The following is a 21,380-nucleotide window of genomic DNA, read 5'->3' on the forward strand; positions in this document are numbered from 1 at the left end:
GATGGGCGGGACCGGCGGCACGGGCAACACCGGCAACATGAGCAACAGCGGTGACACGGTCGTACGAGCGGCCGGCTGCGTCCTGTGGCGCCGCTCGCCAATCGACGATTCCCTGGAGTTGTGCCTCGTACATCGTCCGAAATACGACGACTGGTCGCACCCGAAGGGCAAGCTCAAGCGCTCCGAGGACCCCCTGACCGGTGCCCTGCGCGAGGTGGTGGAAGAGACCGGTTACACCGCCGCGCCGGGCGCCGAGCTGCCCACGCTCCGTTACCTGGCGAACGGCAGACCCAAGGAGGTCCGCTACTGGGCGGCCGAGGCCGGCGAGGGCGGATTCGTGCCGAACACCGAGGTCGACCGCGTCCTCTGGCTGCCCCCCGCCCTGGCCCGCGGCCGCCTCACGCAGCCGAGGGACCGCACCCTCGTCGACGCGCTGCTCGACTCACTGCGCCTGACCTAGGGCGGCCCGACGGCCGGTGCGCTCTCCGGGATCGCGCCGTGTCCTCGACGTAAGCGTTCCGTGACCTAACCACACCGCCCACAGGGGTTCACCCCCCGTTCATTTGGGCCCGTAGGCGCCTTCACCTGTTCTGCCTAATTTCGGCCCTACGAGGTGCGGACCGCGACCCAAGCGGGACGCGTCCGCGCAATCAGTCTTCGCACGCCGCCGGATTCAGGACGGCGGCTCCCGGAAGGATCTCCCTCAAGTGAAGCTTCAGCGCAAGAACCGGCGGATTCTCGCTCTCGGCGCGTTCGCCGTCTCCGGCGCCCTGGCCCTCACGGCGTGCGGCTCTGACGACACGAGCAGCAAGAGCGACGGCGGCAGCACCAACTCCGCCACCGCCGCGGCCGGCTCCATCAAGTGCGACGACGCCAAGGGCCAGCTGCTCGCCGACGGCTCCTCCGCGCAGAAGAACGCGATCGACGCCTGGGTGAAGCAGTTCTCGCAGGCCTGTGGCGTCCAGATCAACTACAAGGGCTCCGGCTCGGGCGCGGGCATCACCGCGTTCAACCAGGGCCAGGTCGCGTTCGCCGGCTCGGACTCCGCGCTGAAGGACGACCAGGTCGCGGACTCCAAGAAGGTCTGCTCCGGCGGCCAGGGCATCGACCTGCCGATGGTCGGCGGCCCGATCGCCGTCGCGTTCAACGTCTCCGGCGTGGACAAGCTGACGCTCGACGCCTCCACGATCGCCAAGATCTTCGACGGCAAGATCACCAACTGGAACGACGCCGCGATCGCCAAGCTCAACCCCGGCGTCAAGCTGCCCGACCTCAAGATCCAGGCGTTCCACCGCTCGGACGAGTCCGGCACCACGGACAACTTCACCAAGTACCTGATCGCCGCCGCCCCGAACGACTGGAAGTACTCCGGCGGCAAGGCCTGGCAGGCCAAGGGCGGCCAGGCCGCGCAGGGCTCCTCCGGCGTGGCCCAGGGCGTGAAGTCCACCAACGGCGCCGTCGGCTACATGGAGCTCTCCTACGCCAAGGACGGCCTGAAGGCCGCCGCCCTCAGCACCGGTGCCGCCGCCCCGGTCGAGGCCACGGTCGACAACGCCTCCAAGGCCATCGCCGAGGCCCAGATCAAGGGCACCGGCAGCGACCTGGCGCTGAAGCTCAACTACACCACCAAGGCCGAGGGCGCGTACCCGATGGTCCTGGTCACGTACGAGATCGCCTGCGACAAGGGCAACAAGGCGAGCACCCTGCCCGCCACCAAGGCGTTCCTCCGCTACATCGCCAGCGAGGACGGCCAGAAGATCCTGTCCGAGAACGACTACGCCCCCATCCCCGACGCGATCATCGCCAAGGTCCGCACCACCATCGAGGGCCTGAGCTGATCTGAAGGTGTGGTCCGGACCCGGCACCGGGTCCGGACCACACCGTCCGGTGCACCGCCGCCAGGGGCCGCCAACCCGGCCCCGCCCGAGCCGCTCATGGCGAGCGGCTCCGCAGACCGGAGAACCCCCATGGACATATCGACACAGAAGACAGACGAAAAGCCTCCCCCCACATCCCACGCCAGGGTCGTCGAGAAGAAGCGCGCGGCCCGCGGCGCCACCCGGCCCGGTGACCGTGTCTTCCTCGGTCTCTCCCGCGGGTCGGGCATCCTGCTGCTCGCGATCATGGCCGCGATCGCCGGCTTCCTCACGTACCGCGCCTTCATCGCGATCGGCAAGGACGACGGCAACTTCCTGACCACCTTCGAGTGGAACACCGGGCTCCAGCCCCCGACGTTCGGCATCGCCGTCCTCGCCTTCGGCACGATCGTCTCCTCGATCATCGCCATGGTCATCGCGGTGCCGGTCGCCGTCTCCATCGCTCTGTTCCTCACCCACTACGCCCCGCGCAGGCTGAGCGGCCCGGTCGCCTATGTGATCGACCTGCTCGCCGCCGTGCCGTCCATCGTCTACGGCCTGTGGGGCGCCCTGATCCTCGTCCCGCACATGAACGGCCTGTTCGGCTGGCTGAACGACTACTTCGGCTGGACCGGGATCTTCTCCTGGGAAGAGGGCGCCCCGCGCTCCATGCTCACCGTCGGCATCCTGCTGGCGATCATGATCCTGCCGATCATCACCAACGTCAGCCGTGAGGTCTTCCGCCAGGTCCCGCTGATGCAGGAGGAGGCGGCCCTCGCCCTCGGCGCCACGCGCTGGGAGGTCATCCGCATGTCGGTGCTGCCGTTCGGCCGCTCCGGCGTGATCTCCGCCTCGATGCTCGGCCTCGGCCGCGCCCTCGGCGAGACGATGGCCGTGGCCACGGTCCTCTCCCCCGACTTCGACATCCACGCCAGCCTGCTCAACCCGGGCGGCGGCACCTTCGCCCAGAACATCGCCAGCAAGTTCGCCGAGGCGGACGAGTTCGGCCGGGACGCCCTCATCGCCTCCGGTCTGGTCCTGTTCGTCATCACCCTGCTGGTCAACGGCGCGGCCCGCCTCATCATCGCCCGCCGCAAGGAGTACTCGGGGGCCAACGCATGAGCACCGCAACCGCCGTCGCCGACCGGACCCCCAGCAGCCTGCGCGGCGCCCGCCTCCCGAAGTGGAGCCCCTGGGCCATCGCCGCCGGCTCCGTCGCGCTGGGCCTCGGCATCAGCGCCGCCGCCGGCCTGGACAGCAACATCCAGTGGGCGCTCATCGCCGGCCTGATCTTCCTCGTGGCCACCTATGGCATCGCCGCCCGCGTGGAGGGCCGCCGCCAGGCCAAGGACCGCATCGCGACCGGCCTGGTCTGGGTCGCCTTCCTCCTCGCCTGCGTCCCGCTCGTCTCCCTGGTCTGGGCGACCGTGGTGCGCGGCATCAAGGTCCTCGACGTCTACTTCCTCACCCACTCCATGGGTCTGACCGCCGACTCCGAGCCGGGCGGCGGCATCTACCACGCCATCATCGGCAGCCTCGAACAGGTCGGCCTCGCCACCCTGATCGGCGCCCCGATCGGCGTCCTCACCGCGATCTACCTGGTGGAGTACGGACGCGGCAACCTCGCCAGGGCCGTCACCTTCTTCGTCGACGTCATGACGGGCATCCCGTCGATCGTCGCGGGTCTGTTCATCCTCAGCCTGATGCTGATGTGGGACATGCAGCCCTTCGGCTTCGCCGGCTCGCTCGCCCTGGCGATCCTGATGATGCCGGTCGTCGTGCGCTCCACGGAGGAGATGCTCAAGCTCGTCCCGAACGAGCTGCGCGAGGCCTCCCTGGCGCTCGGCGTCCCGAAGTGGCGCACCATCCTGAAGGTGGTCCTGCCGACCTCCATCGGCGGCATCACGACCGGCATCATGCTGGCCGTGGCCCGTATCGCGGGTGAGACCGCCCCGGTTCTGCTGCTCGTCTTCGGCAACTCGTTCATCAACAACAACCCCTTCGAGGGTGCGCAGCAGTCGTTGCCGCTGTACATCTACCAGCAGTACTCGCAGAGCGCGGGTTCGACTGCGGCGTACGACCGCGCGTGGGCGGCGTCCCTGACGCTGATCGCGTTCGTGATGATCCTGAACATGGTGGCCCGCGGCATTGCCCGCTGGAAGGCCCCGAAGACCGGTCGCTAAGCATCAAGACGCGGCTACCGCCGCACGGGGCCCTCTCAGCGACCCCCAGACTCTGGAAGTGAAGAAGTAATGTCCAAGCGAATCGACGTAAGCGGGCTCACCGCCTACTACGGCTCCCACAAGGCGATCGAAGACATCTCGATGACGGTCGAGCCCCGCTCGGTGACGGCCTTCATCGGCCCCTCCGGCTGCGGCAAGTCGACCTTCCTGCGCACCCTGAACCGCATGCACGAGGTGACGCCGGGCGGCCGGGTCGAGGGCAAGGTGCTCCTGGACGACGAGGACCTCTACGGCACAGGCATCGACCCGGTGTCGGTCCGCCGCGAGATCGGCATGGTCTTCCAGCGCCCCAACCCGTTCCCCACCATGTCGATCTTCGACAACGTGGCGGCGGGGCTGCGGCTGAACGGCAAGTACAAGAAGCAGGAGCTCCAGGACATCGTCGAGAGGTCCCTCAAGGGCGCGAACCTCTGGAACGAGGTCAAGGACCGCCTGAACAAGCCGGGCTCGGGTCTGTCCGGCGGCCAGCAGCAGCGTCTGTGCATCGCGCGGGCGATCGCCGTCGAGCCGAAGGTCCTGCTGATGGACGAGCCCTGCTCGGCCCTCGACCCCATCTCCACGCTCGCGATCGAGGACCTGATCGGTGAGCTGAAGGAGCGCTTCACGATCGTCATCGTGACGCACAACATGCAGCAGGCGGCGCGCGTCTCGGACCGCACGGCCTTCTTCAACCTCGCGGCGGTCGGCCAGCCCGGCAAGCTGATCGAGATAGACGAGACGGAGCGGATCTTCTCCAACCCGTCCGTCCAGGCCACGGAGGACTACATCTCCGGCCGCTTCGGCTAGGCCTTCTCAAGGCCCCGGGCCACCCCATACCCCTCGCGGTGCTGCATGGCGGTGCCACCGCGAGGACGCAAAAGGGCCCGCCCCCGGCTCCCGGGGGCGGGCCCACTTGCTTCGCACGCGTACCGGCGGCTACAGGAACGCCAGGTTCACCACGCCGAAGGCCAGGGCGGCGACCACCGCCGCCGCCGGCATCGTGATGAACCAGCCGAGCACGATGTTCTTGGCGACACCCCAGCGCACCGCGTTGAGCCGCTTGGTGGCCCCCACACCCATGATCGCGGACGTGATCACATGCGTCGTGGAGATGGGCGCCTTGAACAGGAACGCGGTGGTGAACATGATCGACGCGCCCGTGGTCTCCGCGGCGAACCCCTGCGGCGGATCGAGCTCGATGATCTTCCGCCCCAGCGTCCGCATGATCCGCCAGCCACCGGCGTACGTCCCCAGCGACAGCATCACGGCGCACACGATCTTCACCCACACCGGGATGGGGTCGCCGTAGTCCTCGACACCACCGATGACCAGCGCCATCACCACGATGCCCATGGTCTTCTGGGCGTCCTGCAGACCGTGTCCGAGCGCCATGCCGGCCGCGGAGACGGTCTGCGCGATCCGGAAGCCCCGCTTGGCCTTGTGCGGATTGGACCGGCGGAAGAGCCACATGATCGCCGTCATCACCAGATAGCCGGCGATCAGACCCACGACCGGCGAGACGAACATCGGGATGACGACCTTCTCCAGCACCCCGTGCCAGTAGACGGTGGTCCCGCCCGCGAGCGCGGCCCCCACCATGCCGCCGAACAGGGCGTGCGAGGAGGACGAGGGCAGCCCGAAGTACCAGGTGATCAGGTTCCAGGTGATCGCCCCGACGAGCGCGGCGAAGAGGATCCCCATCCCGTGCGACCCCTCGGGCGTCTGGATGAGCCCCTCACTGACGGTCTTGGCGACACCGGACCCCAGGAAGGCGCCGCCGAGGTTCATCACGGCCGCCATGGCGAGCGCGGCCCGGGGCGTGAGCGCCCGTGTGGAGACCGAGGTGGCGATCGCGTTCGCCGAGTCGTGGAAGCCGTTGGTATAGGTGAAGAAGAGCGCGACCAGGATGGTCACGACCAGCGCGAAGGTGTCCATGGCCGGGCTCAGGACTCCTTGACCGCGATGGTCTCCACCGTGTTCGCCACGTGCTCGAAGGCGTCGGCGGCCTCCTCCAGCACATCCACGATCTGCTTGAGCTTGAGGACCTCGATGGCGTCGTACTTGCCGTTGAAGAGGTGGGCGAGCAGCTTGCGGTGGATCTGGTCGGCCTGGTTCTCCAGCCGGTTGACCTCGATCCAGTACTCGGTGAGGTTGGACATGGTCCGCAGGTTCGGCATCGCCTCGGCGGTCAGCTCGGCCGCCCGGGCCAGCACCTCGATCTGCTGCTCGACCCCGCGCGGCAGTTCCTCGACGTTGTAGAGGACGACGAGGTCGACGGCCTCCTCCATGAAGTCCATGATGTCGTCGAGGGACGAGGCGAGGGAGTAGATGTCCTCGCGGTCGAACGGCGTGATGAACGAGGAGTTCAGCTGGTGGAAGATCGCGTGTGTGGCATCGTCGCCCGCGTGTTCCGCTGCCCGCATGCGCTCCGCGATCTCGGCCCGGGCGGAGGTGTCCGCCCCGAGCAGTTCCATCAGGAGCTTGGAGCCGGTGACGATGTTGTCCGCGGATGCGGCGAACATGTCATAGAAGCTCGTCTCCCTGGGGGTCAGACGAAAGCGCACGTGGGGTCCTCGGGATGCATCGGTTTCGGTCAGGCTGATGCTAAGCGCATCATCCGGCCACGGCTAAGGGGCCGTCCCCCAGTGTCGCCCATCAGGCACAGTGATCAGCACAGGGGCGGACCAAGGGGCTCATACCCAGCAAAGTTGGCTACCATATACCCGTCAGGGGTATACGTATGGGACATCAGGAGGACGCGATGACGACGACCGAGGCCGGCGTGACGACGCCCTCCGAGCCGGTGGCCGAAAACATCACCCACGGCTACCACAAGCAGAAGGACGAACACCTCAAGCGCCTGCGCCGCATCGAGGGCCAGATCCGCGGCCTGCAGCGCATGGTCGAGGAGGACGTCTACTGCATCGACATACTCACCCAGGTGTCCGCCTCCACGAAGGCCCTGCAGTCCTTCGCCCTGCAGCTGCTGGAGGAGCACCTGCGCCACTGCGTCGCCGACGCGGCCCTCAAGGGCGGCGCCGAGATCGACGCCAAGGTGGAGGAGGCGACGAAGGCGATCGCCCGCATGATGCGCACCTGAGCGATCCCGCGAGAGGCCGGTGCGGCGACCCGAGGGGCCCTACGTGCCGGAGGCGTCCCGCTCCTCGGCCACCCTCAGCACCTCGTCGATGCTCTCCAGACTGAGCCGCTCCTCCGCCGCCGACGCCGCGATGATCAGCTCCCCGCACAGCTCGATCTCGGCGAGGGCCACGTGGTCCTGAACTGCCGTACCGCCGACCGGAGCCACGCGCATCACCTCGTCTCTGCCGTGCCGTCACCAGCTTCCTAGAGTAGGGAGCGGCCTACACACCGCGCATGGCACGGAAGGGCTAGTTCACGGAACTAGTCACCACCACGCCGCGCGTGCTACTCCTCGGCGATCCGCCCGGCGTAGATGTCCCCGGCCGCCGGCAGCCGTACGACGACCGGCGCGCCGAAGTCGTACAGCAGCGTCGTGGAGGCGACGGACACGACGCTGTCGCTGTGCCCGTTGACGAAGCTGAACCGGTGCCGGATCTTGCGGATCCGCCCCTCGTCGTCGAGGTACACGTCGAACGGCACCCGCGCCGTGGCGAACCCTTTCGCCGCCGACGCCAGCGCCGCCCGGTTGCCCGCCGTGGCGCCCAGCGCGGCCGCGCTCAGATCCGCGGTCCCGCGATAGTGCCGTACGGCCGTCCCCGCCAGCTCGGTCCGCCCCACGTACGTCGCCGTCCGCGTCCCGCGCAGCACCTCCGCCGCGGCGAGCGGATCGGTCGCCCCGCCCGTGACAAGGTTCCCGTCGGACAACGTCGACGTCTCCACGCGCACCCACTTGTCGGCGGGCACCCCGGCCCCCCGGTTCTTCATGAACAGCGCGCCGGGCGCGAGGAGTTCGGTGATCGGCCGGTGCTCGCTGGTGCCCGCCGGGTCCTGCGGCAGCACCACCTTCAGCCGGCCCAGCTGCCTGCGGAAGTCGTAGACCCCCTCGCCCCGGATGGTCACCCGGGTACCGCCGGTGGCCATCTCCATCGACGTACGCGCCTTGGAACTGCCCGCGCCCCGCAGCGTGTCGGCGGCCCGGTGCAGCGTCCGGACGGGATCGGCGGCCCCGGCGTCGTCGCCGTCGCCCCCGCCCCGCCCGCATCCGGCGGCCCCCGCGCAGACCCCGGCGACCAGCCCCGCGAGCACCGCCGCACTCCTCAGCCTGTGCTGCCGCTCCGTCATCGCCTGCCTACCCCCAGCCGGTGGTGCGTCCGTCACGGACCCTCCGTCGACCGGTTAACGACCCGTAAGTGGCCCCGTCACGCACGCCCGTTCCGGCACGCGCATACCGGCCTCTTACATCGTCTGGGTACCGTTGTCCTCGTGACACAGCAGGACGGCCGGACCCCTCCCCGTACGGACGGGGAGCACCTGACCAGCACCGTCGAACAGGGCCGCTTCTGTTTCGCCCGCTGCACCTGCGGCTGGCGCGGCCCGGCCCGCCGCGCGAGAAGCCAGGCCCGTACGGACGCCGAGGGCCACGCCTCCGCCGACTGGAACCCCTGACCCGTGATACCCGTCTCGCACGATAGGCCGACGCACGGCACACGGAAGGCGCGAGGACGGACATGATGCAACGGCGTACGTTCATCGGAGGCGGCGCGGCCGCCCTCGCGGCGGTCGCGACGGCCTGCAAGGGCAACGGCACCGCCATCGGCGACCACAGCCCGACGGCGAGCACGAACAGCGCCGCCACCGGCACCGTTCCCCTGACCGCCGCCGCCTCCTCCGCGCCCGCCGACTGGGCCGCCCTGGACCGCGGCCTGGACGGCCCGCTGATCCGCCCCGGCGACGCCTCCTGGAAGTCCGCCCGGCAGCTGTACAACACCCGCTTCGACTCCCTGAAGCCGGCCGCGGTGGCCTACGTCGCCCACGCCGAGGACATCCGTACGACCCTGGCGTACGCCCGCGCCCACGGCACCCGCGTCGCCATCCGCAACGGCGGTCACTCCTACGCGGGTTGGTCCTCCGGTGACGGACGGCTGATCCTCGACGTGTCGAAGCTGAACCGCATCAGGGTCAGCGGCGGCGAGGCGGTCGTGGGCGCCGGCGCCAAGCTCATCGACGTCTACCGGGCGCTGGCCGCCAAGGGCGTGACGATCCCGGCCGGCTCCTGCCCCACGGTCGGCGTCTCCGGCCTCGTGCTCGGCGGCGGCCACGGCGTGGTGTCCCGCGCGTACGGCCTCACCTGCGACAGCCTCACCCAGGCGACGATCGTCACCGCCGACGGCACCCAGCTCATCGCCAACGCGACCCAGAACAAGGACCTCTTCTGGGCGCTGCGCGGCGCCGGCAACGGCAACTTCGGCGTCGTCACCGAACTGCGCTTCCGCACCCACCCGGCACCCCAGGCGGTGACCGGCTACCTCACCTGGCCGTGGTCGAAGGCGGCCGCGGTGGTGCGGGCCTGGCAGGAGTGGGGCCCCAGCCAGCCCGACGAGATCTGGTCGTCCCTGCACCTGGCGAACGCGCCCGGCAGCATCCCCACGGTCTCCGTCGCCGCCTTCTGCATCGGCACCTACGGCGAGCTGCAGAACGCCGTCGACCGCCTCGCCTCCCGCGTCGGCGCCCCCGCGACCACCGTCTCCCTGCGCCGCCGCTCCTACGAGGAGGCGATGGAGATCTACGCCGGCTGCTCCTCCTTCTCCACCGACGCCCAGTGCCACCTCCCCGGTTCGACCCCGGGCCGCTCCCCGCAGGGCGCCCTGCACCGGGAGACGTACGCGGCCCGCTCGGACTTCTTCGACCGCTCCCTGACGACGGCCGGCGTCCAGGCCCTGCTCGCGCAGATCAAGGGCGTGCGCGGCGGCTCCGGCAGCATCGCGCTGACGGCCCTGGGCGGCGCGGTCAACCGGGTCTCCCCCACGGCGACGGCCTTCGTCCACCGCCGCTCCCGCATGCTGGCCCAGTACATCGCCTCCTGGCGAGCGGGCACCCCGGGCACGACGGCCCAGCAGTGGCTCACCTCGGCCCACGGCGCGATGAAGCCCTACGCGTCGGGAGCGGCGTACCAGAACTACACGGACCCGACCCTGACGAACTGGAAGCAGGCGTACTACGGACAGGCGGCGACGCGTCTGACCCAGCTGAAGCGGCAGTACGACCCGGGGCGCCTCTTCACCTTCCCTCAGGCGCTCTAGGCCGCGAGGTCCCGTTCTTCCGCGCTCGCCTCGGTCCGGGCCCCCGGAATCACGGCCGTGGCCGCGCGAGCCGACCGGCTGCGCACCACCCACCCCACCCGAGGGGACCGCTCAACAGCCTTCAGCACAGGCGTGAGCAGGGCCGAGGCAACGGGCGACAGCAGCAACGCGACAGCCGTACCGAGCGCGAACCCGCCCACCACGTCCGTCGGATAGTGCACGCCCATGTACACCCGGCAGAACCCCTCCGCCAGGGCCAGCAGGATCCCGACGATCCCGAACTTCCGGTTGGCGACGAAGAGGGCGACCCCCATCGCCATCGTCAGCGTGGCGTGGTCGCTGACGAAGGAGTAGTCGGTCTTGCCGGAGACGAGGACCTCGATCCCCTCGTGATCGCGGAACGGCCGGGGCCGCTCGACGAACCCCCGGATCGGCACATTGACGAGCACGGCGATGGCCGCGGCGAGCGGCGCCCACACCAGCGCGGCCACCCCCGACGCCGCCTCCTCGGCCCCTCCGGGCCGCCGCCGCACACCCCACCAGCACCACAGCACGAGCAGGACCATGGCGAGCAGCAGCCCGTACTCCCCGACGAACTCGACGACGCGGTCCAACCAGTGCGGCGCGTCCTTCGCGAGGCCGTTGATGTCATAGAGCAGGTCGACGTCGGGGTTCGACCCGGATTCGGCGAGTCCAGCCATGGTGCTGCGGCCCCTTCGTCGTGTTCCGCCCGGCGCACCTCACGCGCGCGCCACGCCCTAACAGGAACGCACGGCCCCGGTTGATACGTTCCACTCTCCACTGAATGATCACTCAGACGTTATCGAAGAGAGATACATCGCCCCAGCTCAGGGCCCGACTTCACAGCGCGTTCACACCCGGGTGGGCAGCGCTTTCGCGCCATCTTCGGTGACCCGTGTGGCCCCGAAGTACTCGGAGGTGTCGATGGGGTCGAAGCGGATGACCGCCCCCGTCCGCGGCGCGTCGATCATGTACCCGCCGCCGACGTAGATCCCCACGTGATGGATGGCCCGGGAGTTGGTCGGATCCTTGGAGAAGAACACCAGATCCCCGGGGAGCAGTTCCTCCCGGGAGGGGTGCGCGCCGGCGTTGTACTGGTCGTTGGCGACGCGGGGCAGGGTGATGCCGACGCTCTCGTAGGCGGCCTTGGTCAGACCCGAGCAATCGAAGCGTCCGCCCTGGTCAGCGGTGCCGTTCCCGCCCCACAGATAGGGCGTGCCGAGCTTCTTCTGCGCGTAGGTGATGGCCCCGGCGGCCTGCTGCGTGGGGCTGAGACGGCCCACCGGCGCGGCGAAGGAGTCCTCCAGGGTGGTGATCGTCTTCACGTAGTTGCGCGTCTCGCCGTACGGCGGCACGCCCCCGTACTTGATGACCGCGTAGGCGCCCGCGTTGTAGGCGGCGAGCATGTTCTTCGTGATGTCCCCGGGGACGTCCTTCACGTACTTCGCGAGCTCGCAGTCGTACGACGCGGCCGACGGAATCGCGTCATTCGGGTCCCACACGTCCCGGTCGCCGTCCCCGTCGCCGTCGACGCCGTGCGTCGCCCAGGTCCCGGGGATGAACTGCGCTATCCCCTGCGCGGCCGCGGCGCTCTGCGCGCGCGGGTTGAACCCGCTCTCCTGGTAGAGCTGGGCGGCGAGCAGCGCCGGGTTGATCGCGGGGCACAGATTGCCCCACTTCTGCACGAGGGCCTGGTACGCGGCCGGCACGGAACCCTTGGCCAGCGCCTTGGTCCCGGAACCGACGCCGTTCACCATGTTCCCGGCGATCAGATACACCCCGATGACGAGCGTCATCATGAAGGCGGTGCCGGCGCCCGCGACAACGGTCGCCACGACCCATGGCTTACGCACCGTCAACCACCCTCCGCCGCGCGGCAATACGCCCACGTCAGTGTAGAGGCGAGCCCCCCGGGATGAAGTGATCACGCACGGAACGACCGAAGACGGCCGGTGACGCGCGGTTCACCCGGCCGAGCCCGGAACTGACGGCGCACCAGGTATGACGTGGTCCCGCTCAATCGTCGGAGGCGGCGTCCCGGTACAGCTCGGCGGCCTCCGACCCGAGCACCACGCTGTACGAGACGTCCGGCGTCGCCCCGCCCTGCTCATGCCCGCCCAGGACCCCGACCACCTCGTGGTCGCCGTTCACCCACGGACTGCCGCTCGTGCCGCCGGTGAAGGCGGGACAGGCGATCCGCTGCTGGGTGGAGCTGTGCCGGCGAGGCTTGTTGGTGCAGACGATCGGGGCCTCGATGGCGTCGGGATAGCCGGTGACGGTGACCGCGGTGGCGCCGGTCGTGGTACCGGTGACGAAACGGTTCGCCCCGACCACGTCCTCGATGTTCTTCCCGTGCAGCGGCGCGACGACCGCGAAGGCGATGTCGCTGTCCTCGTCCTGCCGCCGCGCCCATCCGTCGGGCAGGAACCGCCCCCGCAGATGCCACACGCCGTAGGGCGCCCCGCCGCTCTTGTACGCGGGTACGAACACCAGATCGGTTGCGGCGATCCCCTCCAGGCAGTGCGCGGCGGTGACCAGGAGGTCCCGCCGCGGGGCGTGCACGACGGACGCGGTGCAGAAGTGCTGCCCGGCGAAATGGCCGATGCTCTCGGTGCCGAAGAGGGCACCCACGCGCGCGGACTCCGGGGCGACCACGGTGACCCCCAGGGGCCCGCTCCCCGCGTCCGCCGCGGCGGCCGACGCCGAGGGCACGGCCAGCAGCGCGAACGCCGCCAGCAGCGCGCGCCTGCGGTTGCCCGAGGGGCGGGAGATGCGCTTCATCACAGCCACTGTGCCCCACCAAGGTGAGAAAACACTCAGACGCGCGTGGGAACCGCCTGTGAACACCAAATGTCACCCAGGGTAACCCCGCCCCCGGTCCCCGCGCCCCGCGTGAGAACATCGGAGCGGGCTCTCACCCGACCGGCCGTCACCAACCGCGCACGGCCGCGAAAGTGGGTCAACGACGGAACCACACGACAGGTTCCGCCCAGACTTCATTGCCCGGCGTGACGTGCCGTGATACACAGAGTAACCGTACGCAGGTATTCGTACGAATCCCGCCCATCAATGGCGCCAAGTCGACATACGACAGCGCCATCGTCGGCGAGAATGAGGCGTGACCTCTGCACTCCGCAGGGGACGGCGGAACTACCCACCAGGGGCGGTGACTTACATGCTCTTTGCGGCCGACAAGGGAGACATCAACACCATCATCGGCGGGATCGCTCCGGACTGGGGCCCCTTCGGCAGCCTGGGCAACGAGGCGAAGGTGATGATCGAGGTCGTGATGGCGGTGGCCATCCTGCTCTGCCTCGGCATCGCGGTCTGGGGCGCGGCGAAGCAGCGCATCGGCGCCACGGCCCTGCGCGACACCTTCAGCGCCGAACAGGGCAAGGGCCTGATCATCGCCGGCCTCACGGGCGTCTTCATCATCGGCTCCCTCGGCACCCTGTTCACGATCGTGTACGGCATGGCCGTCTAGCCCCCTTGGTCCGCTCCGGGCACGCCCGGCCCCCTCCACCCACCCACCCGTCGTGCCCACCGGCTGAGGTTGCGTTTCCCTGATGTCGAGTCACCACACCGCGCCCGCGCGGGAACCAGCACGGCTACCGTCGTACTTCTACGCGTTCCGGTACGGCAACGAGGGGGCGTACACGGCATGAGCGACGAACAGGACTACGGGCCGGACGAAGGGTACGTCTACGGCGGCAGCGGCCGGACCCGCCTCCGGCTGCCCGAGAACGACCCCTACGGCGGCGCCCGCCGCGCCGGCCGCTCCTCCTCACGCAGCCTCATCACGGTGGTCGGCGTCGTCGTCCTCCTCATCGCAGCCATCGCCTTCGCGAACCGCGGAGGCGACACGTCCGACACCTCCCCGAACACCACCACCGACACAGCCGCCAAGCCCCGGGCCACTTCCACCGCCGCGACCGGCACCAGCCCGGTCCAGACGAAGAGCGCGGCCGGGATCCCCTCCGGCTTCGCCCACACCCAGCAGGGCGCCCAGTCCGCGGCCGCCAACTACGCGGTCGTGCTCGGCTCGACCGGCATGTTCCAGAAGGACACCCGCCACACCATCGTCGGCGCCCTCTACACCGCCGACGCCGCCACCAGACTCCAAACCGCCCTGGACCAGGCCTACTCCGCCGACTTCCTCGCCAAGATGGGCCTGGACGCGAACGGGAAGGCACCGGAGGGGAGCACGTTCGTGTCGCGCGTGACCCCCGTCGGCACCACCGTCCCGCAGTACTCCGGCACCAGCGCCAAGATCGCGGTCTGGTACGTCGGCCTGATCGGCATGTCCGGTGTGAGCTCCACCGACCCGGTCACCACCTCCTGGAAGACCTGGACCTTCGACCTGCGCTGGATCGGAAACGACTGGAAAGTCGTGAACGACACCCAGACGGACGGCCCGTCCCCCGTCCCCGGCGACGACAAAGCGTCCACCTCCGACGAGATCAGCAAGGCCATCGAGGAGTACGGAGGGTTCACCTATGCCCGGTAAGACCCGCCGTGTGCTCACGCTCGCCGGCATGGTGACAGCCGCTCAGACCACGGCCGTCCTGCTGGCCACACGCGCCCTCGCCGCCCCGCCGTCGCCGAGCCCGACGCCTTCACCGTCAGGGTCCCCGTCGCCGTCACCGTCGCCGTCGGGAAGCCTTGACTGCAGCCTGATCACCGGCCAGGCCAAGAAGTACTGCGAACGCGGCAACAACCCCTCCCGCACCACCAACCCCGGCGTCTCCGACACCCTCGACCCCCTCTCCTCCCTCGCCAAGGGCTGTGCCGACGCCGCCTCCTGGACCGTCGACAAGCTCAGCGAGGCCGTCAAGGACACCGCGAACGTCGACTTCACCAACGCCAGGTTCCTCCAGCAGTACGCCGTCGTCTTCGCCGCCTCCACCGTCCTCACCCTCCTCCTCTGGCTCCTGGCGGTAGCCAAGCGCGCGGTCCGAGGCGTCCCCCTCACCACCGCGATCTCCGAGGCCATCGGCTTCCTCTGGCTCACCGTCCTCGCCTCCGCCTTCACCCCCCTGATCCTCTACACCGTCGTCTCGGCCACCGACGGCATCACCGACGTCCTCGCCAAAACCACCGGCGACCAGACCGACACCTTCTTCGGCACCTTCTCCGCCGCCCTCGCCAAGGGCGAGAACATCGGCGGCGGCCCGATCATGCTGATCGTCGTCTCCCTCGTCAGCATCCTCGCCGCCGGCGTCCTCTGGCTGGAGCTCGTCATCCGCGCCGCCCTCCTCTACGTCGGCGCCCTCCTCGGCACCGTCGTCTACGCCGGCCTCGTCGACAAGAACCTGTGGAGCCACGTCCGCCGCTGGGCCGGCATCATGATCGCCGTCATCCTGGTCAAACCGGTCATCGTCATCGTCCTCGGCCTGGCCGGCGCCCTCTCCGCCGACGACGGCCCCAACGCCTTCTCCGCCGTCGTCTCCGGCCTCGCGATCATCCTGCTCGCCATCTTCGCCTCCGCGATGATCTACCGCTTCGTCCCCGGCTTCGGCGACGAGATCGCCAACTCCCGCAACAACCGCATCATGCAGGGCGCCGAAGGCAAGGCCGCCGCCGTCATCAGCTCCCCCGCGACCCTCGTCGCCCAGGGCATCAAGACCCACAGCACCCGCGCGAACGACGGGGGCAACGGCGGCGCGTCCTCCGCCAACACCCCCCGCCCCGCCAACCCGGCCAGCGGCGGCGTAGCCGCCCACAGCACCCGCCCCGCGACCGGCGGTGGCGGCGGATCTGTCCCCTCCGCCGCACCCGCGCCCCGCGCGAGCAGCCCGGTCAGCACGCCCCACGCCAGCAACAACCGCAACAGCAGTACCAACCGCACGGGAGGTGAAGGGCGTTGACGACCGAGTCCCACGTGTCCCATCCGGTCACGCCCCGCCGTACATATCTGATCGGCCGCGCCCGGCCGAACGCCATCGTCGGCCGCAACCGCGAGACCGGCGAGATCGCGCTCATCATCGTGGGCGCGTTCCTCGGCATGATGTGCGGTCTCCTCGTCCCCGTCCTCCCCCTGCGGATCGTGCTCCTGACCGGCTTCCCGCTCCTGGCACTCGCCGCGGTCTACGTGCCGTACAAGCACCGCACGTTCTACAAGTGGTTCGAGATCAACCGCAGCTACAAGCGCTCCCTGCGCCGCGGCACCGTCTACCGCTCCGGCGCCATGGAGGCCGGCACCCGCATCGACGGCCAGGAGATGGAGGTCGCCCCGCCCCCGGGCATCGGCCGCATCAGCTGGCTCGCCGCCCCCTTCGGCCCCGACGAGATCGCCGTACTCCTGCACGCCGACCGCCGCACCGTCACCGCGGCCATCGAGATCGAGGGCCCCGGCGTCGGCCTGCGCGACAGCGAGGACCAGGAAGCCCTCGTCGACCGCTTCGGCACGCTCCTCAAGCACGTGGCCAACGGCGACGGCTTCGTCACCCGCCTCCAGATGCTCGCCCGCACCCTCCCCGCCGACCCCGACGCCCACGCCAAGGACGTCAGCCAGCGCGGCGACGAGAAGGCACCGGCCTGGCTCCAGCAGTCCTACGACCAGCTCCAGTCCATGGTGTCGACCAGCAGCGAGCAGCACCGCGCCTACCTCGTCGCCTGCATGCACTACACGCGCGAACTCGCCGCCGAGGCCCACGCCATGGCCCGCGCGGCCCGCCCCCAGTCCGGCCGCAAACTGGACCGGGACGCCGGCCTCGCCGTCGTCATGGCCCGCGAACTGACCGACATCTGCTCCCGCCTCCAGGAGGCGGACATCCGCGTCCGCCAGCCCCTCGGCCAGGGCCGCCTCGCCTCCCTCATCCACTCCATGTACGACCCGGACCACCCCATCGACCACATCCAGGCGATGACCCGCCGCAACGCCTGGCCGGCCGAACTCGACGCCATGGAGCCCACCTTCCTCCAGGCCAAGACCCGCGAGTCCGCCACCCGCGCCCCCTGGTGCCACGCCACCGCCTGGATCAAGGAGTGGCCCATGACCCCCGTCGGCGTGAACTTCCTCGCCCCCCTCCTCGTCCACACCCCCGACGTCATCCGCACCGTCGCCGTCACGATGGACCTCGAACCCACCGAGGTCGCCATCGAACGCATGCTCACCGAGAAGACGAACGACGAGGCCGAGGCCAGCCGCGCCGCCAAGATGAACCGCACGGTCGACCCCCGTGACGTGGCCGCCCACTCCCGCCTCGACCAGCGGGGCGAAGACCTCGCGAGCGGCGCCGCGGGCGTCAACCTGGTCGGCTACATCACCGTCTCCTCCCGCACCCCCGAGGCCCTCGCCCGCGACAAACGGACGATAAGGGCCTCCGCCGGCAAGTCGTATCTGAAGCTGGAGTGGTGCGACCGCGAGCACCACCGGGCCTTCGTGAACACGCTTCCCTTCGCCACCGGCATTCGGAGGTAGGACCTGATGCGGGACCCGCTGTCCGTCCTCACCGACGCCTTCACGTCCTTCCTCTTCGGGAAGGTGGAGACGACCCGGCTCCCCGTGCGCACCTCGACGGGCCAGGCCCAGGCGGTCTACCTCCCGACCGCCGCGCCCGGCCTCGGCGACTCGGGCGTGATCATCGGCCGCGAGGTGTACTCCGGCAAGGGCTACATCTACGACCCCTTCCAGCTCTACGGCCAGCAGCTCCCGGCCCCCCACTGGCTCGTCCTCGGCGAGTCCGGCAACGGCAAGTCGGCCCTGGAGAAGACCTACGTCCTGCGCCAACTCCGCTTCCGTGACCGCCAGGTCGTCGTCCTGGACGCCCAGGGCGAGGACGGCGTCGGCGAATGGAACCTCATCGCCGAGGAGCTGGGGATAACTCCCATCCGCCTGGACCCGACGGCCGCCCTGAACCACGGCATCCGCCTCAACCCCCTCGACCCGTCGATCACCACGACGGGCCAGCTGGCCCTGCTCCGCACGATCATCGAAGTCGCCATGGGCCACGGCCTGGACGAACGCTCCGGCTTCGCCCTCAAGGTCGCCCACGCCTACGTCAACGAGACGATCGTCGAACGCCAGCCGGTCCTCACCGACATCGTCGAGCAGCTGCGCCACCCCGAACCCGAGTCGGCCGAGGCGATGAACGTCGCCATAGACGACGTACGGGCCTGGGGCCTGGATGTGGCCCTCGTCCTGGACCGCCTGGTCGACGGCGACCTGCGCGGCATGTTCGACGGCCCGACGACCGTCGGCATCGACCTCGACGCCCCCCTGATCGTCTTCGACCTCTCCCACATCGACCGCAACTCCATCGCCATGCCCATCCTGATGGCGATCGTCGGCGTGTGGCTGGAGCACACCTGGATCCGCCCCGACCGGAAGAAGCGCATCTTCCTCGTCGAGGAGGCCTGGCACATCATCAACAGCCCCTTCGTCGCCCAGCTGTTCCAGCGCCTGCTGAAGTTCGGCCGCCGCCTCGGCCTGTCCTTCGTGGCCGTCGTCCACCACCTCTCGGACGTCGTGGACGGAGCGGCCGCGAAGGAGGCCGCGGCGATCCTCAAGATGGCGTCGACCAGGACGATTTATGCCCAGAAGGCGGACGAGGCACGGGCCACCGGCCGCGTCCTCGGCCTGCCGAGGTGGGCGGTGGAGATCATCCCCACCCTCACCCCCGGCATCGCGGTCTGGGACGTCAACGGCAATGTCCAGGTGGTCAAACACCTGGTCACGGAGACGGAACGCCCCCTGGTCTTCACGGACCGCGCGATGACCGAGTCCTCGGCCGACCTGGAACACGACGACGCGCTGCACGCCGCCGAGCTGGAAGCGGAACAGCGGGCCGCCGCGTTCATGGAACAGCACCTGGGCGACTCCGAATCGACGGTGGCGTAAGGGGGGGGACCGTGAGACGGGACGACCAGGGCGGCCGTGCCGCCCCCAGCACGGTCCGGGACGCCCAGGGCGGCATCCCGGACGGCCTGCTGATCGGCATACTCGCCTTCCTGCTCGGCATGACGCTCCTGGTCTGGACGGCCACGGGCCTCGCCGCCTACGCCTCCCACGGCAGCTGGCCGTCCCACGTCACCTTCACCCGCACCCCGCTGGCGATGCGCCACCTGATCGGCAGCCCCCACGACATCACCGGCGCCTGGCCCGACACCCCCGGCAGCCAGCTCTCGGGCTACGGCCTGTTCTGGGGCCTGTTCATCGGCCAGCTGATGATCCTGTTCGTCCTGACGGTGTTCACGATGGGGACCGTGGCGAGATGGCGGGCGGTGAGAAGGAGGCGACGGGAGCAGCAGCCGACGGCACCGGGCTCCCATGAACTGCCGCTGCCGGCCACCGCCGCACCCGAGATGCCGGTGCCGGCGGTACAGGCGCACGAAGTGCCGACGCCGAGGGCACCGGAGGCTGACGCGGTTCAGGCCGAGGAGACCCGCCTGGACGTCAGCCTCACCCCCAAGGGCGCACAGGCGGCCGGATGGGAAAAGATCCTCATCGCCCCGAGGGAAAGCCGCCAGACCACCGCGGCCGAAGCCCTCCAGGACGCCCCCGGCCCCGCCCTGGTCCTCACCTCGAACCCCACCCTCTGGCACAACACCAAGGACCCCCGAGCCAAACTCGGCCCCGTCCTCCTCTACGACCCCACCCACCTCTGCGACACCCCGGCCCGCCTCCACTGGTCCCCCACGGCCGGCTGCGAGACGAAACAACGGGCGGCCGAGCGGGCGACAGCCCTCCTCACGCCCGTCCGCCCCACCTCCCGCCTGGACCAGGCGATCGCCGACACCGCGGAAACCCTCCTCCGCTGCTACCTCCACGCCGCGGCCATCGACGGCCGCACGATCCGCCACGTCCACCGCTGGACCCAGGGCACGCAGATCCAGGACGCCGTCCGCATCCTCCGCACCAGCCCCAAGGCGTCCTCCGGCACCGCGGGCGAACTGGAAGCCGCCCTGACCGCCCACCCGGAACGCAAGGACATCGCCCAGGAACTGATGTCCCGGGCCCTGGCCGCCCTCACCACGGTCAACATCCGAGAAGCGTGCACACCCAACCGATCCGACGCCCTCGCCTTGGATTCCTTCATCGCGGAAGGGGGAACGCTTTACGTAGTGGGCGAATCCATCGAGGACCCCCGTACGACCCCAGGCGCGATGCCGTTCCTGACGGCACTCCTCGCAAGCGTGGTCGAGCGCGGCCGGCGCATGGCCGAACGGTCACCCTCCGGCCGCCTCGACCCACCACTCACGCTGATCCTGGACGACGTGGCGGCCGTCGCCCCGCTCCCCCAGCTCCCTGACCTCCTCGCCGAGGGCAAGGACCACGGCCTCCCCACCCTCGCGCTCCTCCGCTCCCGCGAACAGGCGAGGGCCCGCTGGCCCCACACGGAACTCCCCGTCTGAGTCGCGCCCCCGCGAAGAGGCCGCTACGACCTGTCCAGCACGAACTCCAACTCGGACTCCCCGCCCTCGCCGTCCAACGGCACGGTCACCCCGCTGGGCACGAACCCCAGCCTGCGATAGAGCGCCTGAGCCGGCCCGTTCTCCTGATGCACGATGAGCCGGACCCGCTCCACGTCCCGCTCCCAGGCCCACGCCAGCCCCGCCTCGAACAGCGCCTTGCTCACCCCGGACCCCCGCCAAGCGGGCCGCACATACACACCTACGACATGCCCCTGCCGCCGCTCGACGGGAAACCCCGCCCAGTCCCGCGTACCGGGCTCCTCCAGCAGCACGGCCAGCGATCCCACCCACGCCCCGTCGCCGGCCTCGGCCACGAACTGCCGTGCCCCGGTGGCGCCTTCCGCGGCCCCCGCGGCCCGCTCCTGCCAGAAGGAATCGGGCCGTGCGAGCGCGTTCTCATACGTGTCGACGAAGGCCAGGTGAGCCAGGGGATCCCGCAATGAGGCCAGCCGCAGCTCCTTCACCGCGGCCCACTCGTCGGCCCGTATGGCTCGCACGTCATAGTCCATGCGGTGATCGTAAGCCGAAAAGAGCCGTAAACAAGAGCCATAAACGCAGAAAACCCCGCACCATAACGGTGCGGGGTTTCCCACAATGATTGTTCGGCGGTGTCCTACTCTCCCACAGGGTCCCCCCTGCAGTAC

At 69.8% G+C, this 21,380-nt stretch carries 22 protein-coding genes; 14 read left to right on the top strand and 8 right to left on the bottom strand.

Annotation, left to right across the window (positions count from 1 at the left end; translation table 11 throughout):
* The first annotated feature begins 1 nt into the window (after position 1).
* The 5 genes from ACZ5NW_RS34630 to pstB all read left to right on the top strand — a co-directional run bounded on the left by ACZ5NW_RS34630 (position 2) and on the right by pstB (position 4,885).
* Entirely contained in the window at positions 2-460 is a 459-nt protein-coding gene (locus ACZ5NW_RS34630) for an NUDIX hydrolase (protein ID WP_468747979.1), read from the top strand.
* 247 nt (positions 461-707) lie between these two features.
* Positions 708-1,838, top strand: a complete 1,131-nt coding sequence (gene pstS, locus ACZ5NW_RS34635; RefSeq protein WP_468747980.1) for a phosphate ABC transporter substrate-binding protein PstS — start codon at positions 708-710, stop codon at positions 1,836-1,838.
* A 129-nt stretch (positions 1,839-1,967) separates the two neighbouring features.
* Positions 1,968-2,978: a phosphate ABC transporter permease subunit PstC gene (gene pstC, locus ACZ5NW_RS34640; RefSeq protein ID WP_468747981.1), complete on the top strand. Its 1,011-nt coding sequence runs from the start codon at positions 1,968-1,970 to the stop codon at positions 2,976-2,978.
* Positions 2,975-4,039 carry a phosphate ABC transporter permease PstA gene (pstA, locus tag ACZ5NW_RS34645; protein WP_468747982.1) on the top strand — a complete coding sequence of 355 codons (1,065 nt, stop codon included), beginning with the start codon at positions 2,975-2,977 and terminating at the stop codon, positions 4,037-4,039. The genes pstC and pstA overlap by 4 nt, the downstream gene beginning before the upstream one ends.
* 69 nt (positions 4,040-4,108) lie before the next feature.
* Positions 4,109-4,885, top strand: a complete 777-nt coding sequence (gene pstB, locus ACZ5NW_RS34650; protein ID WP_468747983.1) for a phosphate ABC transporter ATP-binding protein PstB — start codon at positions 4,109-4,111, stop codon at positions 4,883-4,885.
* A 129-nt stretch (positions 4,886-5,014) separates the two neighbouring features.
* Here pstB and ACZ5NW_RS34655 read toward each other — a convergent pair whose 3' ends face one another.
* Both ACZ5NW_RS34655 and ACZ5NW_RS34660 read right to left on the bottom strand, forming a co-directional pair.
* The gene (locus tag ACZ5NW_RS34655; protein WP_468747984.1) at positions 5,015-6,013 is read right to left on the bottom strand and encodes an inorganic phosphate transporter; all 999 of its coding nucleotides are present in this window, start codon (positions 6,011-6,013) and stop codon (positions 5,015-5,017) included.
* Positions 6,014-6,021: 8 nt separating this feature from the next.
* Positions 6,022-6,642, bottom strand: coding sequence for a DUF47 domain-containing protein (locus tag ACZ5NW_RS34660; RefSeq protein WP_468747985.1), 621 nt, complete (start codon positions 6,640-6,642; stop codon positions 6,022-6,024).
* A 197-nt stretch (positions 6,643-6,839) separates the two neighbouring features.
* Here ACZ5NW_RS34660 and ACZ5NW_RS34665 point away from each other — a divergent pair, with 197 nt between their 5' ends.
* On the top strand, positions 6,840-7,178 hold the full coding sequence (locus tag ACZ5NW_RS34665) for a metal-sensitive transcriptional regulator (RefSeq protein WP_468747986.1): 339 nt from the start codon (positions 6,840-6,842) through the stop codon (positions 7,176-7,178).
* A 39-nt stretch (positions 7,179-7,217) separates the two neighbouring features.
* On the opposite strand, the gene ACZ5NW_RS34670 is transcribed toward ACZ5NW_RS34665, so the two are convergent.
* Positions 7,218-7,385: a hypothetical protein gene (locus ACZ5NW_RS34670; RefSeq protein WP_468748010.1), complete on the bottom strand. Its 168-nt coding sequence runs from the start codon at positions 7,383-7,385 to the stop codon at positions 7,218-7,220.
* Positions 7,386-7,504: 119 nt separating this feature from the next.
* Positions 7,505-8,341: an SCO4651 family lipoprotein gene (locus tag ACZ5NW_RS34675; RefSeq protein WP_468747987.1), complete on the bottom strand. Its 837-nt coding sequence runs from the start codon at positions 8,339-8,341 to the stop codon at positions 7,505-7,507.
* Positions 8,342-8,482: 141 nt separating this feature from the next.
* On the opposite strand from ACZ5NW_RS34675, the gene ACZ5NW_RS34680 reads away from it, so the two are divergent.
* Together ACZ5NW_RS34680 and ACZ5NW_RS34685 are read left to right on the top strand one after the other, a co-directional pair.
* Positions 8,483-8,665 (top strand): hypothetical protein, encoded by a 183-nt coding sequence (locus ACZ5NW_RS34680; protein WP_468747988.1) that lies wholly within the window; start codon positions 8,483-8,485, stop codon positions 8,663-8,665.
* Positions 8,666-8,730: 65 nt separating this feature from the next.
* Positions 8,731-10,299 (top strand): FAD-binding oxidoreductase, encoded by a 1,569-nt coding sequence (locus ACZ5NW_RS34685; protein ID WP_468747989.1) that lies wholly within the window; start codon positions 8,731-8,733, stop codon positions 10,297-10,299.
* Here the strand turns inward: ACZ5NW_RS34685 and ACZ5NW_RS34690 are convergent.
* The 3 genes from ACZ5NW_RS34690 to ACZ5NW_RS34700 form a co-directional block, all read right to left on the bottom strand.
* Positions 10,296-11,000, bottom strand: a complete 705-nt coding sequence (locus tag ACZ5NW_RS34690; protein WP_468747990.1) for a phosphatase PAP2 family protein — start codon at positions 10,998-11,000, stop codon at positions 10,296-10,298. The genes ACZ5NW_RS34685 and ACZ5NW_RS34690 overlap by 4 nt on opposite strands.
* Positions 11,001-11,171: 171 nt before the next feature.
* Complete coding sequence (locus ACZ5NW_RS34695) at positions 11,172-12,179, bottom strand: C40 family peptidase (protein WP_468747991.1); 1,008 nt, start codon at positions 12,177-12,179, stop codon at positions 11,172-11,174.
* Positions 12,180-12,336: 157 nt separating this feature from the next.
* Positions 12,337-13,101 (bottom strand): trypsin-like serine peptidase, encoded by a 765-nt coding sequence (locus ACZ5NW_RS34700; protein WP_468747992.1) that lies wholly within the window; start codon positions 13,099-13,101, stop codon positions 12,337-12,339.
* A gap of 394 nt (positions 13,102-13,495) precedes the next feature.
* On the opposite strand from ACZ5NW_RS34700, the gene ACZ5NW_RS34705 reads away from it, so the two are divergent.
* The 6 genes from ACZ5NW_RS34705 (at position 13,496) to ACZ5NW_RS34730 (ending at position 20,676) form a co-directional block, all read left to right on the top strand.
* Positions 13,496-13,804, top strand: a complete 309-nt coding sequence (locus ACZ5NW_RS34705) for a hypothetical protein (RefSeq protein WP_014673544.1) — start codon at positions 13,496-13,498, stop codon at positions 13,802-13,804.
* A gap of 177 nt (positions 13,805-13,981) precedes the next feature.
* Entirely contained in the window at positions 13,982-14,827 is an 846-nt protein-coding gene (locus tag ACZ5NW_RS34710) for a DUF8175 domain-containg protein (RefSeq protein ID WP_468747993.1), read from the top strand.
* Positions 14,817-16,187: a hypothetical protein gene (locus ACZ5NW_RS34715; protein ID WP_468747994.1), complete on the top strand. Its 1,371-nt coding sequence runs from the start codon at positions 14,817-14,819 to the stop codon at positions 16,185-16,187. The genes ACZ5NW_RS34710 and ACZ5NW_RS34715 overlap by 11 nt, the downstream gene beginning before the upstream one ends.
* Positions 16,184-17,743 carry an SCO6880 family protein gene (locus ACZ5NW_RS34720; RefSeq protein ID WP_468747995.1) on the top strand — a complete coding sequence of 520 codons (1,560 nt, stop codon included), beginning with the start codon at positions 16,184-16,186 and terminating at the stop codon, positions 17,741-17,743. The genes ACZ5NW_RS34715 and ACZ5NW_RS34720 overlap by 4 nt, the downstream gene beginning before the upstream one ends.
* Positions 17,744-17,749: 6 nt before the next feature.
* A complete protein-coding gene (locus tag ACZ5NW_RS34725) occupies positions 17,750-19,162 on the top strand; it encodes an ATP-binding protein (protein WP_468747996.1) in 1,413 nt (470 codons plus the stop codon).
* Positions 19,163-19,173: 11 nt separating this feature from the next.
* On the top strand, positions 19,174-20,676 hold the full coding sequence (locus ACZ5NW_RS34730) for a type VI secretion protein (protein ID WP_468747997.1): 1,503 nt from the start codon (positions 19,174-19,176) through the stop codon (positions 20,674-20,676).
* A gap of 23 nt (positions 20,677-20,699) precedes the next feature.
* Here the strand turns inward: ACZ5NW_RS34730 and ACZ5NW_RS34735 are convergent, their stop codons facing one another.
* Positions 20,700-21,245, bottom strand: a complete 546-nt coding sequence (locus tag ACZ5NW_RS34735) for a GNAT family N-acetyltransferase (protein ID WP_468747998.1) — start codon at positions 21,243-21,245, stop codon at positions 20,700-20,702.
* Positions 21,246-21,380 lie beyond the last annotated feature (135 nt).

The organism is Streptomyces sp. NPDC032126 (assembly GCF_055580085.1).